This is a genomic window from Deinococcus arboris (assembly GCF_009755355.1).
GTDB classification, from domain to species: domain Bacteria; phylum Deinococcota; class Deinococci; order Deinococcales; family Deinococcaceae; genus Deinococcus; species Deinococcus betulae.
In genome coordinates, this window is the sequence record NZ_WQLB01000002.1 from 201567 (window position 1) to 225436 (window position 23870).

The 23870-nt window shown below is 69.3% G+C and carries 19 protein-coding genes and 1 pseudogene; 4 read left to right on the forward strand and 16 right to left on the reverse strand.

Annotated elements, in window-relative coordinates:
- Positions 1-211: 211 nt before the first annotated feature.
- Complete coding sequence (locus GO986_RS02430) at positions 212-631, reverse strand: winged helix-turn-helix transcriptional regulator (RefSeq protein ID WP_198170359.1); 420 nt, start codon at positions 629-631, stop codon at positions 212-214.
- A gap of 265 nt (positions 632-896) precedes the next feature.
- On the opposite strand from GO986_RS02430, the pseudogene GO986_RS02435 reads away from it, so the two are divergent.
- A pseudogene (locus tag GO986_RS02435) lies at positions 897-1535 on the forward strand (SDR family NAD(P)-dependent oxidoreductase); the annotation flags it as partial.
- A gap of 61 nt (positions 1536-1596) precedes the next feature.
- Here the strand turns inward: GO986_RS02435 and GO986_RS02440 are convergent.
- The 6 genes from GO986_RS02440 to GO986_RS02465 all read right to left on the reverse strand — a co-directional run bounded on the left by GO986_RS02440 (position 1597) and on the right by GO986_RS02465 (position 10499).
- Positions 1597-3426, reverse strand: a complete 1830-nt coding sequence (locus tag GO986_RS02440; RefSeq protein ID WP_157457710.1) for a glycoside hydrolase family 3 protein — start codon at positions 3424-3426, stop codon at positions 1597-1599.
- 29 nt (positions 3427-3455) lie between these two features.
- Positions 3456-4502 carry an ABC transporter ATP-binding protein gene (locus GO986_RS02445; protein ID WP_157457615.1) on the reverse strand — a complete coding sequence of 349 codons (1047 nt, stop codon included), beginning with the start codon at positions 4500-4502 and terminating at the stop codon, positions 3456-3458.
- Positions 4489-6435 (reverse strand): dipeptide/oligopeptide/nickel ABC transporter permease/ATP-binding protein, encoded by a 1947-nt coding sequence (locus tag GO986_RS02450; RefSeq protein WP_157457616.1) that lies wholly within the window; start codon positions 6433-6435, stop codon positions 4489-4491. Before GO986_RS02450 ends, GO986_RS02445 begins: the two co-directional genes overlap by 14 nt.
- Positions 6432-7418 carry an ABC transporter permease gene (locus GO986_RS02455; protein WP_157457617.1) on the reverse strand — a complete coding sequence of 329 codons (987 nt, stop codon included), beginning with the start codon at positions 7416-7418 and terminating at the stop codon, positions 6432-6434. Before GO986_RS02455 ends, GO986_RS02450 begins: the two co-directional genes overlap by 4 nt.
- A 60-nt stretch (positions 7419-7478) precedes the next feature.
- Positions 7479-9107 carry an ABC transporter substrate-binding protein gene (locus tag GO986_RS02460; protein WP_157457618.1) on the reverse strand — a complete coding sequence of 543 codons (1629 nt, stop codon included), beginning with the start codon at positions 9105-9107 and terminating at the stop codon, positions 7479-7481.
- Positions 9108-9296: 189 nt separating this feature from the next.
- Positions 9297-10499 (reverse strand): ROK family transcriptional regulator, encoded by a 1203-nt coding sequence (locus GO986_RS02465; protein WP_157457619.1) that lies wholly within the window; start codon positions 10497-10499, stop codon positions 9297-9299.
- A gap of 192 nt (positions 10500-10691) precedes the next feature.
- Between GO986_RS02465 and GO986_RS02470 the strand changes: the two genes are divergently transcribed.
- The 3 genes from GO986_RS02470 to GO986_RS02480 are packed head-to-tail and all read left to right on the forward strand — an operon-like array spanning position 10692 to position 13717.
- Positions 10692-11156 (forward strand): universal stress protein, encoded by a 465-nt coding sequence (locus tag GO986_RS02470; RefSeq protein ID WP_157457620.1) that lies wholly within the window; start codon positions 10692-10694, stop codon positions 11154-11156.
- Between the two features lie 30 nt (positions 11157-11186).
- Positions 11187-11654: a MarR family winged helix-turn-helix transcriptional regulator gene (locus GO986_RS02475; RefSeq protein WP_157457621.1), complete on the forward strand. Its 468-nt coding sequence runs from the start codon at positions 11187-11189 to the stop codon at positions 11652-11654.
- Positions 11651-13717 carry an MDR family MFS transporter gene (locus tag GO986_RS02480; RefSeq protein WP_157457622.1) on the forward strand — a complete coding sequence of 689 codons (2067 nt, stop codon included), beginning with the start codon at positions 11651-11653 and terminating at the stop codon, positions 13715-13717. The genes GO986_RS02475 and GO986_RS02480 overlap by 4 nt, the downstream gene beginning before the upstream one ends.
- 534 nt (positions 13718-14251) lie before the next feature.
- On the opposite strand, the gene GO986_RS02485 is transcribed toward GO986_RS02480, so the two are convergent.
- Genes GO986_RS02485 through GO986_RS02525 form a run of 9 tightly spaced genes read right to left on the reverse strand, consistent with a single transcriptional unit; the run spans position 14252 to position 23851 of the window.
- Complete coding sequence (locus GO986_RS02485) at positions 14252-14866, reverse strand: helix-turn-helix domain-containing protein (protein ID WP_157457623.1); 615 nt, start codon at positions 14864-14866, stop codon at positions 14252-14254.
- Positions 14863-16368: a hypothetical protein gene (locus tag GO986_RS02490; protein WP_157457624.1), complete on the reverse strand. Its 1506-nt coding sequence runs from the start codon at positions 16366-16368 to the stop codon at positions 14863-14865. Before GO986_RS02490 ends, GO986_RS02485 begins: the two co-directional genes overlap by 4 nt.
- A complete protein-coding gene (locus GO986_RS02495) occupies positions 16361-17074 on the reverse strand; it encodes an ATP-binding cassette domain-containing protein (protein WP_157457625.1) in 714 nt (237 codons plus the stop codon). Before GO986_RS02495 ends, GO986_RS02490 begins: the two co-directional genes overlap by 8 nt.
- Complete coding sequence (locus GO986_RS02500; RefSeq protein WP_157457626.1) at positions 17061-17609, reverse strand: hypothetical protein; 549 nt, start codon at positions 17607-17609, stop codon at positions 17061-17063. Before GO986_RS02500 ends, GO986_RS02495 begins: the two co-directional genes overlap by 14 nt.
- Positions 17590-18498 carry a hypothetical protein gene (locus tag GO986_RS02505; RefSeq protein ID WP_157457627.1) on the reverse strand — a complete coding sequence of 303 codons (909 nt, stop codon included), beginning with the start codon at positions 18496-18498 and terminating at the stop codon, positions 17590-17592. Before GO986_RS02505 ends, GO986_RS02500 begins: the two co-directional genes overlap by 20 nt.
- Positions 18495-19463, reverse strand: a complete 969-nt coding sequence (locus GO986_RS02510; protein ID WP_157457628.1) for a DUF6895 family protein — start codon at positions 19461-19463, stop codon at positions 18495-18497. The genes GO986_RS02505 and GO986_RS02510 overlap by 4 nt, the downstream gene beginning before the upstream one ends.
- A complete protein-coding gene (locus GO986_RS02515) occupies positions 19460-22147 on the reverse strand; it encodes an insulinase family protein (protein WP_157457629.1) in 2688 nt (895 codons plus the stop codon). The genes GO986_RS02510 and GO986_RS02515 overlap by 4 nt, the downstream gene beginning before the upstream one ends.
- Complete coding sequence (locus tag GO986_RS02520) at positions 22147-22926, reverse strand: ABC transporter permease (protein WP_157457630.1); 780 nt, start codon at positions 22924-22926, stop codon at positions 22147-22149. The genes GO986_RS02515 and GO986_RS02520 overlap by 1 nt, the downstream gene beginning before the upstream one ends.
- Entirely contained in the window at positions 22919-23851 is a 933-nt protein-coding gene (locus tag GO986_RS02525; RefSeq protein ID WP_157457631.1) for an ABC transporter ATP-binding protein, read from the reverse strand. The genes GO986_RS02520 and GO986_RS02525 overlap by 8 nt, the downstream gene beginning before the upstream one ends.
- Positions 23852-23870: the final 19 nt, after the last annotated feature.

Here is a 23870-nt window from a genome sequence, read left to right on the forward strand (position 1 = left end):
CGGGGGTCGCCTTGATCGTGGTTAAGACAAGGTCGCTATGCGCCTGCTCGTCGAGCCGGCGGAGGATGGCACTTCTCCCCTATCCCACTGAACTGGTCATGCGCGAGTCTTCGGGACAAGCCTCCTCTGACAGCCTTGTACACCACCTTTGAGACACTCGACCCACTGATGCCGGCCGGCGGTCAGCTTTAGCGTACCCGTGTCACACGGTTCAGGCGAGATGCGTCCGGCGCAGGTCGGCCATCGCCTCGGCCTCGTCAGCGGCGCCTCCGGCGAGGCGGCCTGCAAGGTAACGCTCCTCGACTGGGCGATACTGGTAGCTCCACTCACTGATCGCCATCAGGACCGGGTACAGGGCGACGCCCTTCTCGGTCAGCCGGTAGATGACCTTCTGGGCATGGTCCGGGTCGGGGGCGGCAGTCACGATGTCCTGCGCCAGCAGCAGTTTCAGGCGGTCGGCCAAGATGTTCGACGAGATGTGTTCCTCGGAGGCCAGCATCTCGCGGAAATGGCGCTTGCCCCCGAACATCAGGTCGCGGACGATGAGCAGCGTCCAGCGGTCGCCAAAAATGTCCAGCCCCAGGCTCACCGGGCAGCCCGAGCGGACGAAGTCGTCGCCTTGCTTCTTCACTGGTTGCATTATCGCACCAGTTCGACTAGGCTGCAACCGGTTCGGGAATGCAACCGCTTTTGATTCGGCTCTGCCTGTCCCGACCAGGAGGCCTACCCATGCCGAACGACCTGCACACCAACGCCGACCTGCTCACCGCTCTGCCGCGCGACACCCGGCTCGCGGGCCAGAAGGCCATCGTCACCGGCTCCACGAGCGGCATCGGTGAGGCCATCGCCCATGTCCTGGCCGCCTCGGGCGCCGAGGTCGTGGCCGCGACGCCGCCCGCGCCCGGCGGGTCGCGGACGCCGTCACCTCGGCCGGGGAGCAGGCCTGGGCCGTGCCCGCCGACCTCTCCGGCTCCTACGCCGAGCTGCGTGCCTTCGCTCAGGCGGCCACGGCGGCGCTCGGCGGCGGGGTGGACATCCTCGTCAACAACGCCGGGGTCTATCCGGTCACGCCGACCGAACTGCTCCCGGACCACGACCTCGACGCGCTGCTGGCCACGAACATCCGGGCGCCGCACGTGCTCGTCGCGGCGCTCGCGCCCGGCATGGCCGCGCGGGGGTCGGGCCACATCGTCAACATCGGGTCCTGGATGGGCCGGGTCGGCACCGCCAGCGGGGCGATGTACACCGCCTCGAAGGCCGCCCTGGAGCAGATGACCCGCAACTGGGCGGCGGAATACGGCCCGCGCGGCGTCCGGGTCAACACGGTCGCCCCCGGCGCGACCCTGACGCCGGGCAACGCCGACTTCGCCGCCGTCCTTGACGCAATGACCTCCGCGACCGTGTCCGGCCGGCCAGTCCGGCCCATCGACGTCGCCTACGGCGTCCGGTTTCTCGTCTCCTCCGAAGCCGCGTTCGTCCAGGGCAACATCCTGGATGTCGACGGGGGCATGCTCAGCACCAGACTCCGGTTCTAGGGGGGTTGCCAGGGGGCGCCCGGTCTCTCACCAGCGCGCCCCCTGGCCCCACTTCCAGGCTTCAGCGCGTGACCGGCGAGCGCTCCTCGACCACGTCGGCCGTCTGCCCGGCGCCGACCCGGAACAGCGCGTCCGAGCCCTCGCGGCGCGGCAGGTCGGCCAGCGTACGCGGCCAGTCGAAGGACAGCCGCCCGGTGAAGGGCCGCGCGCCCAGCAGCACGTCGGCCAGCCCGGCCCCCTCGCTGCCGGGCAGCCACGCGGCGACGAAGGCGTCCCAGCCCTCCAGGTCCGGCGCGACGATCAGGGGGCGGCCCGAGTACAGCACCACGGCTACCTGGTCGCAGCGGGCCCGCATGCGTGCCACCAGTTCCCGGTGCTCCCCGGTCAGGGCCAGCGACGAGCGGTCGCCCATACCCTCGGCGTAGGGTTCCTCGGCCAGCACGACGAGGCCCACGGGAAAGCGTTCCTCGCCCTCGCCGGCCGGCGCGTACTCGATGCGGCGCCCGCCGGCCCCGGCCCGCAGCCCGTCGAGCAGCGTGGTGCCGGTCGTCGTCGCGCCCTCGCCGCCCATCCAGGTGATCGTCCAGCCGCCGCATTGCAGGCCCAGGTCGTCGGCGGCCTTTCCGGCCACGAGCAGGCGGGCATCTTCGGGCAGCGGAAACACGTCCCCGTTTTTCAGGAGCACGGCCGATTTGGCGGCGGCCTCGCGGGCCAGGGCGCGGTGGCCGTCCGAGCCGACCTCGGAAAGCAGCGCCGGGTCGGTGTGCGGCTGCCCGAACAGCCCCAGGGCATGCTTGGTGTTCAGGATGCGGCGCACGGCGTCGTCGATGCGCTCGCCACTGACCTCGCCCGCCTGCACTGCGCGGCGCAGCGAGGCGATGAAGCTCTCGTAGTCGAAGGGCACCATCACCATGTCCACGCCTGCGTTGATGGACTCGCGCACGGCCGTGTCGAAATCGGGCGCGACCTGCTGCACGCCCTCCCAGTCCGAGACGACGAAGCCGCCGAAATCCAGCTCGCCCTTGAGCACGTCGGTGATGAGATACCGGTGCGCGTGCATCTTGAGGCCCTGCCAGCTGCTGTACGACACCATCACGTTCAGGGCCCCGGCCTCGATGGCGGCGCGGTAAGGCGGCAGGTGAACGGCGCGCAGCGTCTCCTCGTCGATGGTCGAGTCGCCCTGGTCGATCTGCCACGCCCCCCTGTCGAGCAGGGTCACGAAGTCCTCGCCCATCTGGGCGATCGCCAGCGTGCGGTCATGGTCGGGGTCGGTCATGCGGGCGCGCTTGCCGCTGCCCCAGTCGGTCGCCCCGTCGGCGATGAAGTGCTTGACTGAGGGCAGCACGGCGGTGGGCGAGTTCCAGCCCTCGCCCTTGAGGCCCTCCACGAGCGCGGCGGCCAGCCGGCCCACGAGCGCCGGGTCCTGGCCGTAGCCCTCGTAGCTGCGGCCCCAGCGGAAGTCCTGCGGGATGCTCACGGCGGGCGCGAAGGCCCAGCGCACGTTCGTGGCGGCGGCCTCCAGCGCGGTCGCGCGGCCGATGCGGCGCAGCAGCTCCGGATCGTCCGTCGCCCCCAGACCGACATTGTGCGGGAAGATGGTCGCCCCCACCACGTTGTTGTGCCCATGCACGGCGTCCGAGCCGTAGAGCAGCGGAATCCTCAGGCGCGACTCCTGCGCCTCGGCGATAAAGGCCGTCACCATGTCGCGCCAGCCCCGGGGGCTGTTGGGGTCGGGGTTGCCGCCGCCGCCGCTCAGGACCGAGCCCAGGCCGAGGCGGGCCACGTCGCCGGGCTTCACGCTGTTCTTTTCGGGCTGGGTCATCTGGCCGATCTTCTCGTCCAGGGTCATGCGCGCGAGGAGGTCTTCTACGAAGGGGATGTGCTGGAGCATGGAAACGTCCTTGTGCGGAAAAGTCCGGATCAGATCTGGGCGTGGGGGGTCGCGGGTACTTGGGGGTGGAGGGGCGGCTGCGCGGCCAGCACCGGGTCGTGGAGGATGCAGCGGGCCTGATGCCCCGGCCCCACGTCGTACATGCGGGGCAGACCCTCGCGGCACGCGGCGCGGGCGTGGGGGCAACGCGGCTCGAAGGGGCAGCCGGGCGGCAGGTGGCCGAGGTCGGGCACCTCGCCGCGCGCCTCCAGGGGACCGGCGCCGAGGTTGCCCTCGGGTTTGGGCGCCGCACTCCGGAGCAGTTGCGTGTAGGGCATCTGGGGGTTGCCGATCACCGCCTCGGAAGGGCCGATCTCGACGAGGTGCCCGGCGTACATCACGGCGACGCGGTCACTCATGTAGCGCGCGCCCGCGAGGTCGTGGGTGATGAACAGCATGGACAGGCCCTCCTGGTCGCGCAGGTCGAGCAGCAGGTTCATGATGTCGAGCCGGATGGACACGTCGAGCGCCGAGGTCGGCTCGTCGGCCAGGATCACGCCGGGGCGCGCGGCCAGGGCGCGGGCGATCACCACCCGCTGGCGCTGCCCGCCCGAAAGTTCGTGGGGCCGTTTGGCGGCGTAGTCCGCGCCGGGCGAGAGGCCCACGCGCTCCAGCAACGCCGCGACCTGTGGCCCCACCTCGCGCCCGCGCGCCAGTCCGTGAATCTGGAGGGGCCGCCCCACGATGTAGCCCACCGTGTGTAGCGGGTTGAGGCTGGCGAAGGGGTCCTGGAAGATCATCTGGACCTGCCGGCGGAAGGACTGCAAGGAGCGGCCCGAGAGCCGCGCGGGGACCGGCTGGCCGTTCAGGCGCAGCGCGCCACGCGTCGGCTCGTGCAGGCGCGAGAGCAGGCGGGCGACGGTGCTCTTGCCGCTGCCGGACTCGCCCACCAGCCCCAGCACCTCACCGCGCCCGAGGGTGAGGGTCACGTCGTTCACGGCGGTCACGCTGCGGCCGGACCTCCCCACCGTAAACACCTTGGTCAGGCCGTCCAGTTCCAGGGCGGGGGCAACGGGCGAGGGATCAGTCGGCGGCATCGGGGTACTCCTGGGGTTTGACGGCCGTCGAGTGCAGGAAGCACGCGACGCGGTGGCCCGGCGCGATCTCCACGCTGGCGGGTTTCTGGGTGTCGCACCTGCCGGGCATGCGGCTCGGGCAGCGGTCGAAAAAGGGGCAGCCGGGCAGTTCGGCGCTCAGCGGTGGGGGCCGGCCCGGAATGCCGCCCCGGCGCTCGCGCGGGCCGTCCAGCGGCGGGAAGGCATGCATCAGGCGCTCGGTGTAGGGGTGCAGCGGGCGGGCGTAGAGGTCGGCGGCCGGCGCCTCCTCGATGATCTCGCCCGCGTACATGATGGCGATGCGGTCACTCATCTCGACGAGCAGCGACAGGTCGTGCGTGATGAAGATGACCGAGATGCCCAGGCGGCGGCGGGCCGCGTCGATTTCCTGGAGGATCTGGCGCTGCACCACCACGTCGAGCGCCGTGGTCGGCTCGTCCATCACGACGAGTTTGGGTTCGAGGGCCAGCGCGATGGCGATCACCACGCGCTGCTTCATGCCGCCGGAGAGCTGGTGCGGGTAGGCGGCCAGGTAGTCCGGGCGGATGCCCACCAGCTCGAACAGTTCGCGGGCGCGGGCCTCCAGCCGGGCCGGGTCCTTCACGCCGTGCGCCTGCATCGCGTCGTACACCTGCTCGCGCACGCGCAGCACGGGGTTGAGGATGTTCATGCTCGCCTGGAACACCACCGAGTAGTCGCGCCAGCGCACGCGGCGCAGCTCCTCGGGGCTCAGCGACAGCAGGTCCTGGCCCGACAGGCGCGACTCGCCGCCGAAGACCGTGCCCGGAGCTTCGAGCAGCCGCGTCGCCGCGAAGGCCAGGGTGGACTTGCCGCAGCCCGACTCGCCCGCCAGCCCCACGAACTCGCCCGGCGCGATGTCCAGCGACACGTCGCGCACGGCCCGCACGCGCCCGCTGCCCGCGCGGCCGGTGCGCGGCGTGAGGTAGCCGGCGTCGAGGTGCGAGACGGCCAGCAGCGGCGCAGCAGCCGGGTCAGCGGCCGGGGCAGGCGTGGCGGCCAGGGCCGGGGCCACCTTCGCCCTGCCCGCCCGGCGCCGGTCCCTGCGGCGGCCCATCCCCGCATTCACGATGCGCGGGTTGGTGATCTCGTCAATGCCGAAGTTGATGAGCGCGAAGGCCGTGCCCAGCAGCGCGATCATCAGGCCCGGGGCGGCGATCCACCACCACGCGCCCTGGAGCAGCGCGCCGCGCGCCCCGGCCCAGTACAGCATAGTGCCCCAGGTGACCTGCGACACGTCGCCCATGCCCAGGTAGGCCAGTCCGGCCTCCGAGAGCACGGCGTAGAGCGCGGTGCCGAAGAAGCTCGCCGCGATGAGGCCCGCGAGGTTGGGCAGCATCTCCGCGAAGATGATGCGCAGCGGGCGCTCGCCTGAGGCGATGGCGGCCGAGACGAAGTCGCGCCCGCGCAGCGCCAGCGCCTGCGAGCGCAGCACGCGCGCCCCCCAGGCCCAGCCGGTGAGCGCGATGACGATGATGATGGACCACACGCCGCCGCCGCGCAAAAAAGCGCTGGCGATGATGAGCAGCGGCAGCCCCGGCAGCACCAGGAACACGTTGACGAGCACGTTGATGGCCTCGTCCGCCTTGCCCCCGAAGTAGGCCGCCGTGAGCCCCAGCGCCGTACCGATGAAGGTGGCGACGATACCGGCCGCGAAGCCGATGAGCAGCGTGAGCCGCGCGCCGTACAGCAGTTGCGTCCAGATGTCCTGGCCCAGCGCGGTCGTGCCCAGGAGGTGCCCGGCCTGCGGCGGCAGCCACGTCCCGAAGTCCTGCGAGGTGGGCGAGTAGGGCGTGAGCAGCGGCGCGAAGAGCGCCAGCGCGAACATGAGGAGCAGCAGCGCCGCCCCGGCCGCCGCGCGCGGCGAGCGCCGCAGGAAGGTCAGGAGATTTCTCATCCGGCCTTCCCGTCGCGCACGCGCGGGTCGAGGACGGCGTACAGCGCGTCCACGATGAAATTGGCGATGAGCACAGCCAGGGAGATGAACAGGAAGATCGCCTGCATGAGCGGGTAGTCCAGGGTGGTCACGGCGTTGTAGAGCTGGAGGCCCAGCCCCGGATACGAGAACACCGTCTCGGTCAGGATGCTGCCGCCCACCACGAAGCCCAGCGCCATGCCGAAGGCCGTGAAGCTCGGCAGCAGGGCGTTGCGCAGCACGTAGCGGTTCAGCAGCCGTCCCTCGCTCAGGCCCTTGGCGCGCGCGAAGGCGACGTAGTCCTCGCCCATCACGCCCATCACGTTGTTGCGCATGGTGATCAGCCAGCCGCCCGCCGCCGTCACCACGATGGTCAGGGCCGGCAGCGCGGCGTGGCGCAGCAGGCTCTTCCACCAGTCGACGCTGAACTGCGTCAGGAAGGGGTCGAGGCTGCCGCTCAGCGGAAAGGTGCCGGTGCGGAAGGCCAGCAGGTACAGCAGCAGCAGCGCGAACCAGAAGTACGGCATGGAGTTCAGGAACAGGGCGATGGGCGGCAGGGCGTCGGCCACCCGCCCCCCCCGGCGCCACGCGCTGTACAGCCCCAGGGCGCTGCCCAGCAGGAAGGCCAGGACGGTGCAGACCCCCACCAGCCCGATGGTCCAGGGCGCGGCCTGCGCGACGATGTCCACGACCGGGGTCGGGAACTGCCCGATGGAGCGCCCGAAGTCGCCGCGCAGCATGTGGCCCAGGTAGGTCCCGTACTGCGTCAGGAGGCTGCCCTGGTCGTTCAGGCCGTAGGCGACCGTCAGGGCGTCCACCGCCGAAGGGTCGAGCTTGCCCTGGTACTTGGCGAGCATGGCGCCGATGGGGTCGCCGGGCACGAGACGCGGCAGGACGAAGTTGAGCGTGACCGCCGCCCAGAGGGTGAGCAGCAGAAAAAGGAATTTGCGCAGCAGGTAGGGCATGGACACCTCGAAAAGACTCGGCCGGGAGGCGGGCAAGACCTCCCGGCCTCCCCGGCGGGCTTACTTGGGCTTGACGTTCAGGTACAGCAGGCGGGCGCCCGCCGTGTCGTCGGCCGTCCCCGCGTTGTAGGGGTTCTGGGCAGTCGGGAAGCCAGTGAAGCGCACGGTGGAGTAGTTCGAGAACTCCGAGCGGTCCGTCAGCGGCAGCCAGGGCATGTCGGTCATAACGGTCTTGACGATGGTCGCCATGGCCTTTTTCTGAGTGGCCGCGTCGCTGGTGCTCTGGAACTGTGTCAGGGCCGCCGTGACGGCAGGGTTGGTGTAGCGCGAGAGGTTGCTGGGCGCGGTCTTGCCCACCGGCGCGCTGTACTCGGGGCCGAAGCTCTGGTTGAACAGGTAATAGGGGGTCGGGCCGCCGCCCCAGCCCCAGCTGATGCCCATGTCGAAGGTGCCGGTCTGCAGGCCACCCGCGTAGCTGCTCCAGGCCTGCTGGTCAATCTGGGTGTTCAGGCCGATCTTTTTGAGGTCGCCGCCGATGACCTGCGCCATCGTGATGAAGTCGGTCCAGCCCGCGCCGACCAGAATCTTGAAGGTGGGCAGGGGCTTGCCGTCTTTGCCCAGACGCACGCCCTGAGCATTCTTCTTGTAGCCGGCCTTGGTCAGCGCAGCGTCGGCGGCGGCCATGTCGTACTTCAGGCTGGCGGTGCCGGCCGGCAGCCACTGCGCCTGCTGCCCCGGGATGACGCCGCTGCTGTGCGCGGCCTTGGCGGCCCCGGCGTAGGCCTTCTCGGCCACGTTCGCAGTGTTCACCGCCTGCGAGATGGCGCGCCGGAAGGCTGGGTCGTTGAAGGGCGCCTTGGTGGTGTTGAAGTATAGGTAGTTGTCACCCGTCACCGGCCACCAGAACTGGTTGTTGGGGCCCTTCTTCTGGTAGCCGTTCACGGGGTCGGCCTGCCCGACGTAGCCGTAATCGGCCTCGCCCTTCAGGAGCTTGAGCAGCGCGGCGTCGTTGCTGTTCGTCGAGACCCACACCACCGCGTCGATGTAGGGCTGGCCCTTCATCCAGTAGTTGGGGTTTTTCAGCACGCGCAGGGCCTGCTGACTGTAGGCGTCAAAGGTGAAGGGGCCGGTGCCCACCGGCTTGGCGTTCGTCTCGGTCAGGGGCGAGGAGATCTTGCTCCAGATCGCTTCGGGCACGATCATCTGCCCGGCGATGTAGGGGAAGATGGTCGTGTTGGCCTTCGAGAAGGTCAGGACCAGGGTCGTGTCGTTCGTGGCCCTGGCGCCCGCCAGCCCGTTTTTCCAGATGGCCGACGTGTCCAGCGCCGGGTACTGCTTGAGGTAGTTGAAGGTAAAGGCCGCGTCGCGGGCGCTGAAGGCCGAGCCGTCATGCCACTTCACGCCGGGGCGGGTGCTGACGGTCAGGGTCTTGTTATCGGCGCTCCAGGTGTACTTGGTGCCCAGGACCGGCGTCACCTTGCCGTTCAGGGTGTTGACGTAGAACAGCGACTCATAGATGGCGCTGTTGGTCGGCAACAGGTGCTGGTCGCCGGGCGCGAAGGGATTGAAGTTCTGCGCGCCCCACTGAGTCGGACGCACCACGGTAAAGACGTTCTTGGGCTGCTGCGCGTGGGCGGAGACGGTCAGGGCGGCGGCGAGTAGGGCGGTCAGGGTGAGGCGCTTCTTCATGGATGGTCCTTTCGGGACCAGAGCGGGTCCCGGCGCACAAGACAGGGTGTGCTGCGTCAACTTGGTTGGGCGGTTTAATACGGGCTCCGATTGAATCAAGCATTTTGCTCGATGAAATCCGAGCGGAGCGAGCAGGTACGGATTTCGCGATATGGAAGCGCAGACGGTGCCCTTCCGGCTGTGCTGTAATTAAGCGGAATCCGTATAAGTCGCTGCGGCTTCAACTGGTGGAGATGGAGAGGACTCGCCAAAAAACTGCTCGACCACCAGGCCAGCAGCGCCGCGCGCCCAGGCGTCGTCGCCCCACGGGTCAATGAGCACAGGGAGGCTCTGGGCATCGGCGGTGTGCAGGTGGGCGTACAGGGCAGAACGCATCGGCGTAAACAGCGGCTCGCCTAGCCTCACGCCCTCGCCGCCCACGATGATCAATTCGGGGTCCAGCAAGTTGGCAGCCTGCGCCAGCGCGCGGCCCAACCGCGTGCCGGCGTCCGTCACCAAGGTCAGGGCGCCGGGGTCGCCGCTCGCCACCAGGGCAGCAAAGTCGGCGGCGTTCGGCACATTTGCGCCCGACTCGGCCAGTTGCTGCGCCAGGCTGGGCTCGGCGGCGTAGGCCTCCAGGCAGCCGCGCTTGCCGCACTCGCACACCCGCCCGCCCGGTTCCGAGAGCAGGTGCCCCAGTTCGCCCGCACCGCCCCGGCCGCCCCGGTAGAGTTCGCCGCCCAGCACCAGCCCCGAGCCAATGCCGCGTCCTACCGTGACCACCAGAAAGTCGCGGGCGTGCTTGCCCCGCCCGACCAGCCGCTCAGCGGTGGCGAAGGCGTTCACATCGTTGTCGGCCCACACCGGCACCCCCAGGGCGTCCGAAATCATGCTAGTGATGGGCACCTCGGTCCAGTCCAGCCGGTAGGACTTCAGGCAGGTCCCCGTGTGTGGGTCAATGTTGCCGGGTAGGCCCAGCCCCACGCCGCCCAGCCGGGCGCGGCTCAGGCCCGCTTGTGCCAGCAACAAGTTGGTGGCTTCTACAGCGGCGGCTGTCACCCGCTGCGGCGTGTGGTCGGCGTAGGCCACCGTCAGGTCGCCCAGGACGCTCAACGAGAGATCGGTCAGCACGGCTTCCAGATGGGTCTCCATCACCTTGAGCCCCACGGCGAAATGCCCGGCATAGTTCACGTCCAGCGGCACGGCACGGCCCCGGCTGGTGTGCTGCGCCTGCTCAATCAGCAGGGCTTCGGTCAGGAGGTCGGCGGTCACGAAAGAGACGGCGGCAGGACTGAGTTGAGTGCGTTCCGCCAGTTGGGTTCGGCTGAGGGGGCCGCAGCGGCGAAGCTCGTTCAGAATCATGGTTCGGTGGATGACCCGCGCAGCTCGCTGGTCCACTTTCTGGGAGCGCATCTCGTCTCCTTTATTTAATTAATTTAATGGGTCTACAGTACCTCCGGCAAAAACGAGCTGTCAAGCCAGGGAGACCCGCATCAGGCCGCAATGCTTCCTGCCTACGTTTTCACTAAGCAAATCGGCGCCTTTCTACTTATTCACTCAAGGCAAACTATTGCCACTAGATAACTATTGACTTAGAGTGAGGGTATGTCTCCCCTCCCTCCCCTCTATTCGCGCCTGCTCGTTGCCACGGGCGGCGCTCCCCATTCGGTGCTGGCGGTCGAGCGGGCCGCGCAACTGGCCCAACACTACGGCGCGGCCATTCATCTGGTCACAGTGATTCCTCAGGGCCAGGGCGGGCTGGAAAATGTTGCTCTGGCCCTGGGTGCCGGCAGTCCCGATACCCGCACCGCTCAGGCAGAGCGGCAGCGCTTTGAAACACATTTGCAGCAGACCGCCCAGGCGCTGCGGAGCCGTGGCCTGACGGTCCGGGAACATCTGGTCACTGCCCTTAAACCCGCTGACGCCATCCTCACGGTTGCCCACGACGTGCAGGCCGACCTGATTGTTCTGGGGCGGCGCCACACCAGTGCCTGGAGTGCGGCTCTGGCCGGCAGCGTGTCCGATATGGTCAGCCACGCCTCGCCCGTTGACGTTCTGGTGGTGCGCTGAGTGGCGTCGCCCGCGACAGATGCTCCTGCGGTGCTGCCAGAAGATGCGGTCGCGCGCTTTCTGGGGGGCCTCTGGCAACTCAACCGCCGCTTGAAACAGCTGGCCGAACCGGTTCTGGCCGAGGCCGGCGAACTGGACCTGCAGCGGTTCATTCTGCTGCGGGCCGTCGAGCGCGGTCTCGTCTACCCCAAAGACCTGTCGGCGCATCTGGGCATCATTCCGACGCAGCTCAGCCGCCTGCTGGAGTCCCTGGTGGCGCGCGGCTGGCTGGAACGTCAGCTGGACCCGGAAGATTCCCGCCGCATTCGGCTCAGCCTCACGCCGCCGGGCGCCGCCCTCACCCAGCAGGCCAGTCAGGCCATTCAGCAGGTTATTTCCGCACATTTGCAGGGCATGGGTGCCGAGCGGCTCTCGGCCCTGCTGGCGGCCATTGACGTGCTGGCCCTCACCGATTCTCTGCCTTCGCCCATCACCGCACCTCGCCCGGAGTCCGAATGACCACCTCGACACCTGTGGCCCTCACAGGCCTGAAACTCACGCCCGCTCAGAGGAATCTGAGCCTGATCTCTCTCATTCTGGCTGTGCTGCTGGCCAGCATGAACCAGACCATCGTGTCCACGGCCGGCCCGGCCATTCAAAAAGCCCTGGGCATTGAGAACAGCCTGTATTCCTGGATCACCACCGCTTACCTGCTCGCCAGCACCACCCTGGTTCCCATCTACGGCAAACTTAGCGACCTGTGGGGCCGCAAGGTCATCCTGATCTTCGGGACGGTGCTGTTTATTCTGGGGTCCATCGTGTGTGGTCTGGCCGACGGCGTCGGCGGCCTGATTGCCGGGCGCGCCGTGCAGGGGCTGGGCGGCGCCGCACTGATCGGCCTGATGTACGCCGTCATCGCTGACCTTTATCTCCCGGAAGAACGGGGGCGTTACACCGGCATCATCGGCGCGGTGTTCAGCCTCTCGACGGTGCTGGGCGCTGTGGTGGGCGGCTACGTGACCGACCACTTCGGCTGGCACAACGTCTTTTTCATCAGTGTGCCGCTGGGCATCGCGGCGCTGGCCTTCATGCTGTTTATGCCGGCCCTGCGGCAAGAGCGTGAGCGGGCGCCCATTGACGTGCCGGGTGTCCTGCTGCTCAGCGTGTTCAGTATTTCGCTGCTGCTGGCGCTCTCGCTGGGCAAAACTGCCGTGGCCCCCGGAGAGAGCGGTTTCCTCTGGGGCTCGTGGCAGATTCTGAGTCTGGGCGCGGTGGCCCTCGTGACGTTCCTCGCCTTCCTGGCCACCGAGCGCCGCGCCGCCGATCCCATCATCGACATCCGCATGTTCAAGGACCGCACGTTCTCGGTGGCCATGGCGATCACCTTTCTGCTCGGGGTGGTGTTCTTCGCGGCGACCGTCTTTCTGCCGCTGTTCATGGTGAATGTCATCGGGCTGTCGGCCACCAACGCCGGGCTCACGACCTTTCCGCTGACCATCGGTCTGGTGCTCAGCAGCATCGTGGCGGGCCAGGTGTTCGCACGCACGGGGGGCATTAAACCCATCATCGTGCTGGGCACGGTCATCCTGCTGATCGGGTTTGCCCTGATGGGCTGGACCCTCAGCCCGCAGAGCACGCAGTTTGAACTGACCTGGAAGATGATCGTGGTGGGGCTGGGGCTGGGGCCTGTGCTGCCGATGCTCACTCTGGCGATTCAGGGCACCGTCCATCCGCGCGATATCGGTTCAGCCACCGGGGCCAGCAACTTCCTGCGTTCTCTGGGCAGCACCATCGGGGTGGCGATTCTGGGCACCCTGTTTGCCAGCACCCTGAAAGACAACATTCAGACCAGCGTGACGGCGGCCACCACCACCCTGCCCGCCGCCGTGCGCAGTCAGTTCAGCCCCGCTGGCGGCGCCAGTGCAGGCAGTCAAGGCTTTGACGCGGCTCAGGTCAAGCGTCAGGTGAACGAGCGTTTCGATACCCAGCGGGACCTGTATACCTCAGCGCTGCGTGACGGGAACCAGGCCGCCATACAGAAGATGCTGGCCGACCCACAGACGCCTGAGCAACTGCGCGCGGTGCTGAACCAGGGCGGTTTTCCCGGCGCGATTGACGCGCAGTTTGAAGCCCAGCGGCAACTGCTGCGGCGGGCCATCGTGGGCCGTGAGCCGGCGGCCATTGCCGCAGTGGTGCAGAGTCCCCAGACCCCGGCCCAGGTCCGTACGCTGGCTCAAACTGGGGCTGGCGACCAGGGACCGCAGGCCTTTGCGCAGGTGGAGGCTGGCCTGGTGGCTCAGCAGCAGGCGGCGCGGGCCACCCAACCGGCAGTCCTGCTCGCCCCCGTGCTGAAGGGGCTGGAGACCACCCGCGCGGACATACTGCCCGTGATTGACCGGGTGGGCCTGGGCATCAAACAGGCGTTTACCGGGTCAGTGGAACTCCTCTATCAGGTCGGACTGGGCATCACCGTGTTGGCCCTGCTGCTCAGTTTCCTGCTGCCCGAGGCCAAACCCCGTGAAGTCACTCGTGAGACCCTGCTTGAAGATGAATTCCGGTCCACGGAGATCGGAACCGATTAAAGGTGAAGAAGGGGGCGGCGTCATATCCACATGACGCCGCCCTTTTTCTTTGTATGACCAAGGCGTCCTCAACTCCCTTTAGGCACAGCCTGAGCCGCGCGGGATACGTCCAGAAGTCAGGTGGATCGCACGGCCACTGGCAGAGCACGTCACCTCGAAATCAGGCTGGTCATCTGTTGATCGCGCCGCAGGTTTGCACAGATTGCTGAGCTGCTGGCGCTCCAGACAACTTCAAACTGGCCAAGTGTAGAAAGTGCCAAGGCGAACCTATGCCGTTATCAATAAGACATTCGAGGCATTACTGAACAGGAATCTGGCCCTGAGGTCTTTCAAGCGCCCTGAGGTGAGTGGGCCAGCACAGCTTCATAGAGGAGCGAGTCACCACTACGGACAGCGGTCTACATGGACGATTCTGACGCGGAATACCGCCGCCGGGCCTTGAACCGGCTCTCCTGCACCTTAGCTATGCGGATCACATCTACCTCAACTTGACTCAAGCGGTTCATGGACGGCCGCCACGCAGGCCACAACGGGTCAAGAAGCGCACAGCCGGCGCTGGGCCAGACGCATCCTGGCCTGAACCATCCCGCGCCGCACGTCTTCACGCGGCAGCCGCTCGTTCAGCGCCTCGATAAGTTCCAGGTCGTCTGGAAAGCGGGCAACCAGCGTCCACAGAGGCTCCAGTTCCTGACTCAGCAGGGCGGCCTGCCGAATGCTCTCGTGCAGATACTCGCGGTACTCGTTCACCGCCGGGGCATCTGACAGGGGAAGCAGTTCCCCTCGGTACAGCAGCGCGGCCTCACGGGTCCGGCCCTCCATCAAGAGGTCCTGCACGCTCAGAAAGTCCGCGCCCACCACCCGCACCAGCCGGTAGGGTTTACTGCTCAGCTCCACCAACTTGGAGAGGCGGTGGACTTCGACGGCCTGGTTCTGGGTGTCGCTCCATTCGCCGTATAGCGCCGCCGAGAGCTGCCCCCCGGTCAAGCCGTTGGGGTTGGTGGCCAGAATCAGCAGAATCTCGCAGAAGCGGCGGCGCAGTTTGAGGGTCTGGCCGTCCAGTGTGGCCTGCTCGGCACCCAGAAAGGTCAGGTAGAGCCCGGTCGTGTCATGCAGCGCAACCGGCGGCAGGGTGGGGGCCGGAGTGGTCATACGGGTACCTCCGAGAAGCGGCGGGGCAGGCGGCGGACCAGATGCGCGGCGATGAGGACGGCGCTCAGGACCAGCACGAGGGGGGTGTGCTCGGGGTTCAGCGTGTCCAGGGTCCCCAGGTGATTGAACGGCCCGAGATACCACGCCAGAAATAGCAGGCCCTCGCTGGCGGCGTCATTGACCGCCAGGTCACGCAGGGTCAGCAGCAGCAGCGCGGTCAACAGCGCAGACGCCAGCAGCGCCAGGCTCAGGTCGGGGCGGGTGGGCAGCAGCACCAGCAGCGCACCTGACGTGGGCACCAGCAGCGCCGCGAACGCCGTCGCGGCTCGGACCAGGGGCAGCGCCGCGCCAGCCGGTACGGTTCCCAGCAGGGCTTCTACACCAGCGGCGCGGTCCTGAAACAGCACCCGCGTGGCCACCGGCACGCCCACAATCAGCAGCAGAGGCAGCAGCGGTGAACCGGGATTCGTAGCGGCACTCAGGCCCGCCGCGCCCAGCAAGGCCGCCAGCAGGGGCAGCCAGCGCGGCACGCCCAGCAGCGCAGCGCGCAGGTCCAGGGCAGCCAGCCGCAACCCTGACCGGGCTGGCAGGGGCCAGGGCCGCAGGGTGCGGGCTGCACCCACGGGACGCGCCGCACGGGGCTGGCCACGCCTGGGGTCAATCAGGGCCGCCACACCCACCAGCAGCGCGGCCAGCGCCAGCGGCAGAGCACGTTCGGCAACCTGGGTGGGGGTCCAGGTCAGCCCCGTCCAGGGCTGGGGCACCAGGGGGGCGGTGCGGGCAGCCAGGCCCACGTTCACGCCGCTTTGCGCCAGGGTGAACGGCTCCGGGACATGGCCCGTCAGGGCCAACGTCGCCTGCCGCAGCGGCTCGCGGACGCCCAGTAGGTCTGGGACAGGCGCGGGCGTGCCCAGCGCGGCACCGACCAGCGCGGTCCAGAGCATCACCCCGGCCGCGCCGCGTCCCAGACGGGCGCGGGGCATCACAGAGTCCAGCAGGGTCCCCAGGGCCGCCACGAGGGCCAGCACCGGAAAGGCAATCAGTATGCCGGGCAGCAGCAGACCTGGGAGGTCAGGCGCGCCTGTGGCTTCGGCCCGCGCGGCCACCACGGCGGCGCTGCCCAGCAAGACCACGCCCCACAGGGCCCACAGCAGCAGGGTATCGGCCAGGGTGCGTGCCCCCAGCAGCGCCACGCGCGAGGCCGGGCTGGCCGTCAGCACGGGCCACACGCCAGCCGCCGCGTCGCGCTGAGGGCGGCGGCCCACCAGCAAGAAGGCCGCCAGACTGAAGGCCAGCGCCCCCAGGATGCCCGTCACCAGGCCGACCCAGGCCCACGAGTAGACGCCGCGCTGGCCGTCCACACTGAGGGTCAGGTAGGCCGCGTCTCTGGCAGGCAGGTACAGCGCCGTGACCACCACCATGCTCAGCACCAGCAGAGGCAACCCACCCTGCCGCGCCCGCAGCCGCAGTTCCAGCGCCAGCAACCACAGCAGGTCAGGCACGGGCCACCTCCCATTCGGGAAGGGGAAAGGGGCCGCTAACCGGGGAAGGCGTGCGCCGCTGCACCGTCTCTCCGGCAATGACGCCTCCTTCCAGCGTCAGGAGCCGGCCAGCTGCCGCGTCCAGGTCTTCTTGAATATGCGTGACCAGCAGCACGGCGGCCCGCTTGCCCTGCTCGCGCAGCAGCGCCTGAAAGCGCGCGCGTTCCTCGGCGTCCAGGCCCACGCTGGGCTCGTCCAGAATCAGCAGGGCCGGGTCACCCAGCAGCGCCTGGGCAATCAGCACCCGCCTCGCCATACCGCCCGAGAAGGATCCGATGGGCCTCCCCGCGTGCGCACTCAGGTTCACGGCGTCCAGCAGCGCCGGAATCTGGGCGTCCACCGCGCGCGCGTTCAGGCGCTTGGCGGCCCCCATGTACTGCAAAAATTCAGTGGGCGTGAGCTGCGGATACGCGCCCCCCGACTGCGGCACGTAGCCCAGCACGCGGCGCAGGGCATTAGGGCGCCGCGTCACGTCCTGCCCGTCCCAGACCAGCTGGCCCCCACTGGGGCGCTGCAGGGTCGCCAGGGTGCGGATCAGCGTGCTCTTACCGGCTCCATTCGCGCCGACCAGGCCGGTCACGCCGGGGCGCAGGCTCAGCGTTACGCCGCGCAGCGCTTCCGCGCGGCCAAAGCGCACCCGCAGGTCGCGCACCTCAAGCGTGGACACGGGCCACCTCGCTGAGTTCGTAGGCCGCTAGCGCGCGGGTGACCGCGTGTGTGGCGGGCAGGTGGAAACGCAGGGCCGCCTCGTGCCGCGCGAATGGCGCGGGCCGCAGTGGATTGAGATACCCACACGCCCCGTCGGCCCGCTGCTGGAAGGCCAGAAAATCCGCCACGTCCACGGCGTGGGGGCTGCGCCAGTGCAGCAGCAGCTCCAGCAGCGCCGCAGCCAGGGAGAGGTCATTGTCCCGGCAGGCCGCAAACGCGCAGCCGGGCACGACCATGCCGGCCAGTGGGTCCAGCCCGGCAGGGTGTGGCCGGACCAGCGCCGCCCGCACCTGCGCCTGAAGCGCCGCCGACTCCAGGTCCAGCCAGGTGGTCAGGGGTAAGGGCTCGGCCTGCGCCGGCAGCGCCGGCACCGTCAGACCAGCGCAGGCAACCGTGTCGCGCGCCAGCTGGGCCGCGTCTTCTGAAAGGGGCAGGGTCAGCAGGTCCGCTGCCCAGCGGGCAGCCGCTTCAAAGTCAAAGGGAACGACGCGCATCTTGTGGGTCTCCTGAGGGGACTAGGGGCTCTAGTTGGCTGGCGGCGGCGCCCAGATTGGCGGCCACCACGGGCCACAACCAGCGGTCCTGAGGATCTGGCCACGCCGCCAGGGTGTCTGCCGCGACTTGCAGCGCGCGGCGTAGCAGGGGCGAACTGGGCGCGGCGCTCAGGGCGTGGGCCAGCGCGTGGTCGGCCGCAGCCCGCAGCGCGCCCTCGCGGTCGGCCGTGTCTGGGGCCTGCAAGCCCCGCAGCGCGTGAATGAGATTGGCCGCCGTGACCCCGGTGCTCCAGGTCGGCACCGCGAGGCCGCCGCTGCGGGCCGCGCGCAGCAGATAGTTCAGGACGCTGACCTTTTCGTAGCACCAGAGCCAGGTTGGGGCGCCGGTGCCCAGGGCAGAGGTCTGCGCCACGTCCGCCGGAACGGGCAGGGCTGCGCGGCTCAGGTTCAGGCCGTCGGCCTGGAGGGCGTGCAGGTGCACGCTCAGGTCCAGCAGGTGCATGGGCGTCCACTCGGCGCGGGTGAGCAGCTGGGCGTCCAGCGTGCGCTGCACCGGCCTGAGTGCGCCCGGCAGGGCCGCCCAGTGCCGGTGCCACAGGTGCAGGGCTGGCAGGGCCGGGTGCAGCCACTCGGCGTTCGTGAGCAGCAGGTCCTCCCAGAGGGGATGACGCAGCAGCGCGCCCATCACCCGCTGAAGTCGGGTGTCGCCCGGCAGGGCCAGCCCGGCGGGCAGGCACAGCAGGCTGCGGCAGATGGTCGCCAGTTGCTGCACGTCCCGGCTTGCTTCCGGGCCGAACACCTGGCGCGGCAGCGTGTCGTTCAGCACCGTCAGCCACGCCTGGGTTTCCAGAGGGGCAGCGGGCACTGGCGGCGGCAGGAGCGCCGTCATGAGGCCACCGGCACTTTCGTACCCAGCGCGGGCAGTTCGGGGAGATTGTGGGCCGCAGGAAACAGGGCAGGCATCGCCGCGCCCAGCATCACCAGCGTGGTGTGATAACTCTGCGTGAAGCGGTAGTGGCCGGCCTGGCTGTCAGGCGCCGCGTCGTCCCGCCCAGGGCGGTAGCTGGGGGCAGGGACCGCCCCGCACGGCAGTTGCAGGGCCGCCAGCCGCTCCCAGGCCAGGCGGGCCGCTGGCGAGTCGGTTTCACCCAGAAAGGCCAGGCACATCAGCAGTTCGCCGCTCAGGTCTGCGTTGCCCGCGCGCAGGGTCAGGCCCAGCGCCCCGCACAGGGTCTCGCCCAGCCCCGCTGTGTCTGACCAGCACGCCCTCAGGTCCGCCTCGCCCAGGTCGGCCAGGTAAAAGAGGGTGTGCGTCAGTGAATACAGGTCCGAATCGGTGCAGTGGGGCAGGGGCCGCCCCGTCCCCAGCACCGTACGGGGCAGGTCCGGGAGCAGCGACCGGGGGTCAAAATGCAGCTCAGCGCGCGCCACGCTGTAGGCCAGGTCCATCGCGCGGTAGGGCGTGCGGCTCACCCGCACCAGGTCGGGCAGGCCGGTCTGCCGGTAACGGGCGAGCAGGCCGTCCCGCGCCGCAGCGCGCCCGCACAGCGCGTCAAATTCATCGCGCAGGGCGAACACGATCAGGCCCGCCGGGTCCTGATGCGCGAAGGCGGCAAAATCGTAGGTGCTGAACGTCTGTGCGCAGAAGGCCGCCAGGGCCGCGAGGTGCGGCTCCTGATGGTGCAGGCCGCGCCGCAGAAAGGGGTTCAGGACGAACACCAGCTCAATGAACGGCTTGACGCGCAGCGAATGGTCCGACACGAATGCGTGGTCGGGATGAAAGGCGTCCAGGTGCGCCGACACCCACGCGAGCGCGCGGCGAAAGACCGGCAGCGCCGGATGGTCCGTGGTCATAGGGCCCCCAGGGCAACAGCGGGAACCGCCAGAGAAGGGCGGTCAGGGGGAAGACTGGGGGCGGTCAGGCTGGCCGCCACACGGTCCAGATCGTCTGGTGTGGCCGAGAGCAGGCCCCGCAGGAACGCCGCGCGGTGCGGCTCGAACCCGAACTGAACGTCCAGGGCCGCCTGCCGCGCCTGCATGGCCTGTGAACGCAGGGGCAGCACCTGCCGCACGGCGCCCAGCCGCGCAGCTTCCAGGGCCTCGCCGCGCAGGTCGGGCAGGTGGCGGGCCGCCGCGCGGAAAACTTCCAGCGTGCGCTCTGGGTGCGGGTCGCGCGCCGAGACAGCCAGCATGACCCCCGCTTCTGGCAGAGCGCGAACCGTCACGGCGTACGCGCCGCCCTGCGCCCTCACCGGGGCGTGCAGCGCGTCCTGAAGGGCGCGGCCCAGCAGGGCAAAGGCCGGGGCGCTGGGGTGCGCGTAAGGCACCGTTGGCCAGGCCAGCGCCGCCGAGCCGGTCAGCGCTGGCCAGGTCGGTTCGGCGCTCAGAGGGGGCAGCGCGCCGCTGACGCCAGTCGGCAAGCCCGCCAGCAGGGGCCGCAGCACGGAAGGCAACGCCGCGCCGGGTGCGTCGGCCACAACTACCGCGCGCAAGCCTTCGCGGGACCACAGGGCGGCATGCAGGGCGCGCAGCGTACTGTCCAGCGCTGGGTGAGCCGCCGCCGCCGTCAGCAGGTCGTGTCCGGTGGTGCCGTCGCACAGCTCCCGGACCCCAAAACCGGGATTGACGGCCAGCGCGGCGCGCAGCATGCCCAGTTGCGCCGCCTGCGTGGTCAGGTGGGTGCGCAGCTGGGCGGACCGGTCACGCAGGGCCTGGGGGGCGTCCACGGACACGGGGCTCAGAGCTGTCCAGTCCTGGCCCAGCCGGGCCAGCACGTCGGGCATGCGGCCACTCAGGCCCCGCACGTTCAGGGTGACGCTCAGGGTCACCTGGGCCGGATCATGTGGATCGTGCGTGGTGTCCGCATTCACGCTCCAGGTTGCGCCCAGGGCCTGCACTTCACGCGTCAGTGCCTGCCCAAGCGGGCTGCGCGGCAGCACAGCCAGGTAGGCGGGCAGCCAGCCCAGCAGCGTCAGAGGGCTCCTGAGATCCCGGCTGACGCTCAGTTGCGTCAGGGCGCCCGTTACCTGCGCCGCCTGCACCGGTACATCCAGAACCTCGCCCGCGTGAAGGGCCGCCGCACGGGGCAGACGAACCCGTTCGGCCAGCGTCCCTGGGCGTGCGCTGATCTGGGCAGGGGCGTGAGTCATCTCAGGAGTACTCATCTCGGCCGGCACCGGGACCCCGGTGCGGGGGGCGGGGTCAGCCGCCAGGGCCAGCTGCACCACGCTGCGGTGCAGATTGTCTACCACCAGTCGGCGCGTCAGGTCCGTCAGGAAGCCCGGCAGGTCCGGCAGGCTTTGAAGCGTCTGCACCGCACCCGCCAGCGCCTGCGGCAGCGCGTCGTAGCCGTGGTGCGCCGCGCCCAGCACGTCAAAGGACAGCTGGACGCCGTACGGAAAGCCGTGGTGCTGGGTGTCCAGGGCGCTCAGGGTGTAGCGGCCCAGCGCCGCGCGCGCCTCTGACTCAGACAGCGGAGTACGCACCACCTTCAGGAGGGTCTCCAGCAGTACGCTGCCGTCCACGGCCGCCGCCACCCCGGCGGCCAGCACGGGCTGGGCGGTGTCCGCGTGCAGGCCACTGCCGTCGGCCAGTGGACCGCCCAGCGCCCGCATGGCGCGGGGCAGCGGCGCGTCCGGGTGGCCCAGCAGCGCCAGCCCCAACACATTCAGGCCCTGAACCTCCAGCGGGGTCAGGTTGGCTGGCAGGGCCCACGCCACCAGGGTCTGGGCGCTGCTGGGGTGCGTCACGGTCCACTTGGGCACCCCGGCCGAGACCGGCTGTGGCGCGGGGGCCGCCTCACCGCGCCGCAGCTCCCGCAGCACCTCGTCCACGCGCCGCGTCACCTCGGGCAGCGGCAGCAGGCCGTACACAAACACCGTGAGGTTGGCCGGCACGTAGTGCTGCGCGTGGTAGGCCCGCACGGCCTGCACCGTGAGGTCTGGCAGGGCTTCAGGTGTGCCGCCTGATTGCCAGGCGTAGGGCGAGCCCGGAAACAGCGCCGCGCCGGCCGCTTCGCGCAGCCGCCGCGCCGGGTGGGCCTGCGCCCCACGCATCTCGTTCAGGATGACGCCGCCCAGCGAGCCGTCGGCCTGCACGCGCCACGCTTCTTGCCGGAACGCTCCGTCTTCCAGCAGCGGATGAAAGGCCGCGTCCAGCAGGAAGTCCAGGGTCTCCAGCAGGTCGCCGGGCACCGTGCCAGAGGCCGTGAACGCCGTCCAGTCGCGGGTGGTGCTGGCATTCAGGTAATCCAGCAGTTGCCAGCGCTGCCACGCCTGAAAGGCGTCGCGGCCGGGAAAGCGCCGCGAACCCATCAGCACCAGATGTTCCAGAACGTGTGGGTGCCCCGCGTCACTCCAGGCGGGCGTGCGGAACGAGACGCTCAGGGCGCTGCTTTCGTCGGGCGCCGCCACGTGCAGCAGCCGCGCGCCGCTCTCGTGCCGGTACTCTCCGAACGACCCACCCAGGACTGGCAGGGGGCGCAGCCGCTCCAGGCGGAACCCATGCAGGTGAGCAGCCGGGGGGCAGGGGGGCGTCATCAGTAGCTCCCCAGCAGACCGCGTGTCCGCACCGCGCGGTCGGCGCGGCGGAACACCTGCATGCCCAGCCCGAACCACAGCGCGCCGCCGATCAGCATGACGGCCGCACTCAGGAGGCTCGGGGCGCTGCCGTCCACCATGACAGTCCGCACGCCCGCCGCGCCCGGCACCATCGGCAGCAGCGAAAGCAGGGGGAACAGGGCGGGGGCCGTCTTCTCAAACGGCGTCATCACCACGAACAGCAGGGCAAAATTGGCCAGGTTCAGCAGCTGCTGAATGCGCTTGGCGCCCAGGGCCAGCGCCCCAAACATAAAGGCCAGCCCAAACGCGCCCATCAGCGCTGAGGCGACCGGCACGATCAGCCAGGGACTCAGGTGCAGGCGCGTACCCGTGACCAGACAGATGACGCTCAGGACCACCGCGTTCATCAGCAGGGTCCACACCACCCGCGTCAGGCTGCGCAGCACGAACACCCGCGTCAGCCCAAAGCGGGACAGGCAGATCTGCTCCAGCGTGCCGGTCTGCGCCTCATTTTGCGCGTCCATGCTCACGTCGGCCAGCACGAACAGAATTAGCGACCACAGTACGTACCCCACGACCACGCTGTCCAGCCGCTCGCCGAAACTGCTCATGCCCGACACGTACCGCGTGCTGAAAAACAACCCCAGAAACACGACCGTCAGGCCCAGCACGCTGCCCACCGTGTTGCCCAGGTAGCGGCGCATCAGGATGACCGAGCGCAGCCACTCGGCTTGAAAAAGGCGCGCGGCGTCACGCATACGCCACCTCCGCTTCGCTGTTGACCCGCAGGAACACGTCGGCCAGGTCCACCTCGCCGGGGGTCACCGCCCGCAGTTCCAGGGGCCGCAGGGCATCGAGCACCTCGTACAGCAGCGCGCCCGGCCCAAAGTACGACAGGCGGCCCGGCTCCACTTCCTCGGCACCCAGGCTGAGCAGCGCGCGGCGCTGAGGCTCACTTAGGGTGCCCTCAAACCGCAGGTCAAAGCCGCTGCCGCTGTAGGCGCGCAGCAATTCGCGGGTGGGCTGCTCGGTGATGACCTGCCCCCGGCGCATGATGACCACCCGGTCCGAGAGTTTCTGCGCCACGTCCAGCTGGTGGGTCGTGAGCAGCACCGCGCAGCCGCGCGCCACCAGCGACCTGACCAGCGCCTGCATGTCCAGCGTCGCCTGCACGTCCAGCCCCAGCGTCGGCTCGTCCAGCAGCAGCAGCTGCGGCTCTGGCAGGACAGCCAGCGCGATGGCCAGCTTCTGCTGCATCCCGCGCGACAGCCGCTGCACCTGCGTGTGGCGCTTGTCGGTCAGGTCAAATTCTTCAAGGAGGCCCGGCACGCGGCGGCGCACCTGCGCGCGGCTCAGGCCGCGCAGCACGCCGAAATACTCGAAGTTTTCCTGCACGGTCAGCGTCCAGTAGGTGTTGCGGTTGCCCTCCAGCACCGCACCGATGCGTTCCAGCACCCGCACATCTGCGTGGGGGTCGCCGCCGCAAATACGCACCTCGCCGCTGTCAGGGCGAATCAGGCCCGTCAGCATCTTTAGCGTGGTGGTCTTCCCGGCGCCGTTTGCGCCCAGGAACGCCACCACCTCGCCTGCACGGCAGCTCAGGCTCACGCCCTGCACCGCCTCCACCACCTGCGCCCCGGACCGGTACGACTTTCTGAGGTTCGTCGCCTGCAATACGTCCATGTTTCCCCCCTCCTGGTGG

Bases quoted from the DNA above. Each gene is read 5' to 3' on its own strand.
- GO986_RS02515 (WP_157457629.1), bottom strand. From the start codon at position 22,147: ATGACGCCCCCCTGCCCCCCGGCTGCTCACCTGCATGGGTTCCGCCTG.
- GO986_RS02480 (WP_157457622.1), top strand. From the start codon at position 11,651: ATGACCACCTCGACACCTGTGGCCCTCACAGGCCTGAAACTCACGCCC.
- GO986_RS02465 (WP_157457619.1), bottom strand. From the start codon at position 10,499: ATGCGCTCCCAGAAAGTGGACCAGCGAGCTGCGCGGGTCATCCACCGA.
- GO986_RS02455 (WP_157457617.1), bottom strand. From the start codon at position 7,418: ATGCCCTACCTGCTGCGCAAATTCCTTTTTCTGCTGCTCACCCTCTGG.
- GO986_RS02500 (WP_157457626.1), bottom strand. From the start codon at position 17,609: ATGCGCGTCGTTCCCTTTGACTTTGAAGCGGCTGCCCGCTGGGCAGCG.
- GO986_RS02450 (WP_157457616.1), bottom strand. From the start codon at position 6,435: ATGAGAAATCTCCTGACCTTCCTGCGGCGCTCGCCGCGCGCGGCGGCC.
- GO986_RS02525 (WP_157457631.1), bottom strand. From the start codon at position 23,851: ATGGACGTATTGCAGGCGACGAACCTCAGAAAGTCGTACCGGTCCGGG.
- GO986_RS02470 (WP_157457620.1), top strand. From the start codon at position 10,692: ATGTCTCCCCTCCCTCCCCTCTATTCGCGCCTGCTCGTTGCCACGGGC.
- GO986_RS02505 (WP_157457627.1), bottom strand. From the start codon at position 18,498: ATGACGGCGCTCCTGCCGCCGCCAGTGCCCGCTGCCCCTCTGGAAACC.
- GO986_RS02485 (WP_157457623.1), bottom strand. From the start codon at position 14,866: ATGACCACTCCGGCCCCCACCCTGCCGCCGGTTGCGCTGCATGACACG.
- GO986_RS02510 (WP_157457628.1), bottom strand. From the start codon at position 19,463: ATGACCACGGACCATCCGGCGCTGCCGGTCTTTCGCCGCGCGCTCGCG.
- GO986_RS02520 (WP_157457630.1), bottom strand. From the start codon at position 22,926: ATGCGTGACGCCGCGCGCCTTTTTCAAGCCGAGTGGCTGCGCTCGGTC.
- GO986_RS02460 (WP_157457618.1), bottom strand. From the start codon at position 9,107: ATGAAGAAGCGCCTCACCCTGACCGCCCTACTCGCCGCCGCCCTGACC.
- GO986_RS02440 (WP_157457710.1), bottom strand. From the start codon at position 3,426: ATGCTCCAGCACATCCCCTTCGTAGAAGACCTCCTCGCGCGCATGACC.
- GO986_RS02445 (WP_157457615.1), bottom strand. From the start codon at position 4,502: ATGCCGCCGACTGATCCCTCGCCCGTTGCCCCCGCCCTGGAACTGGAC.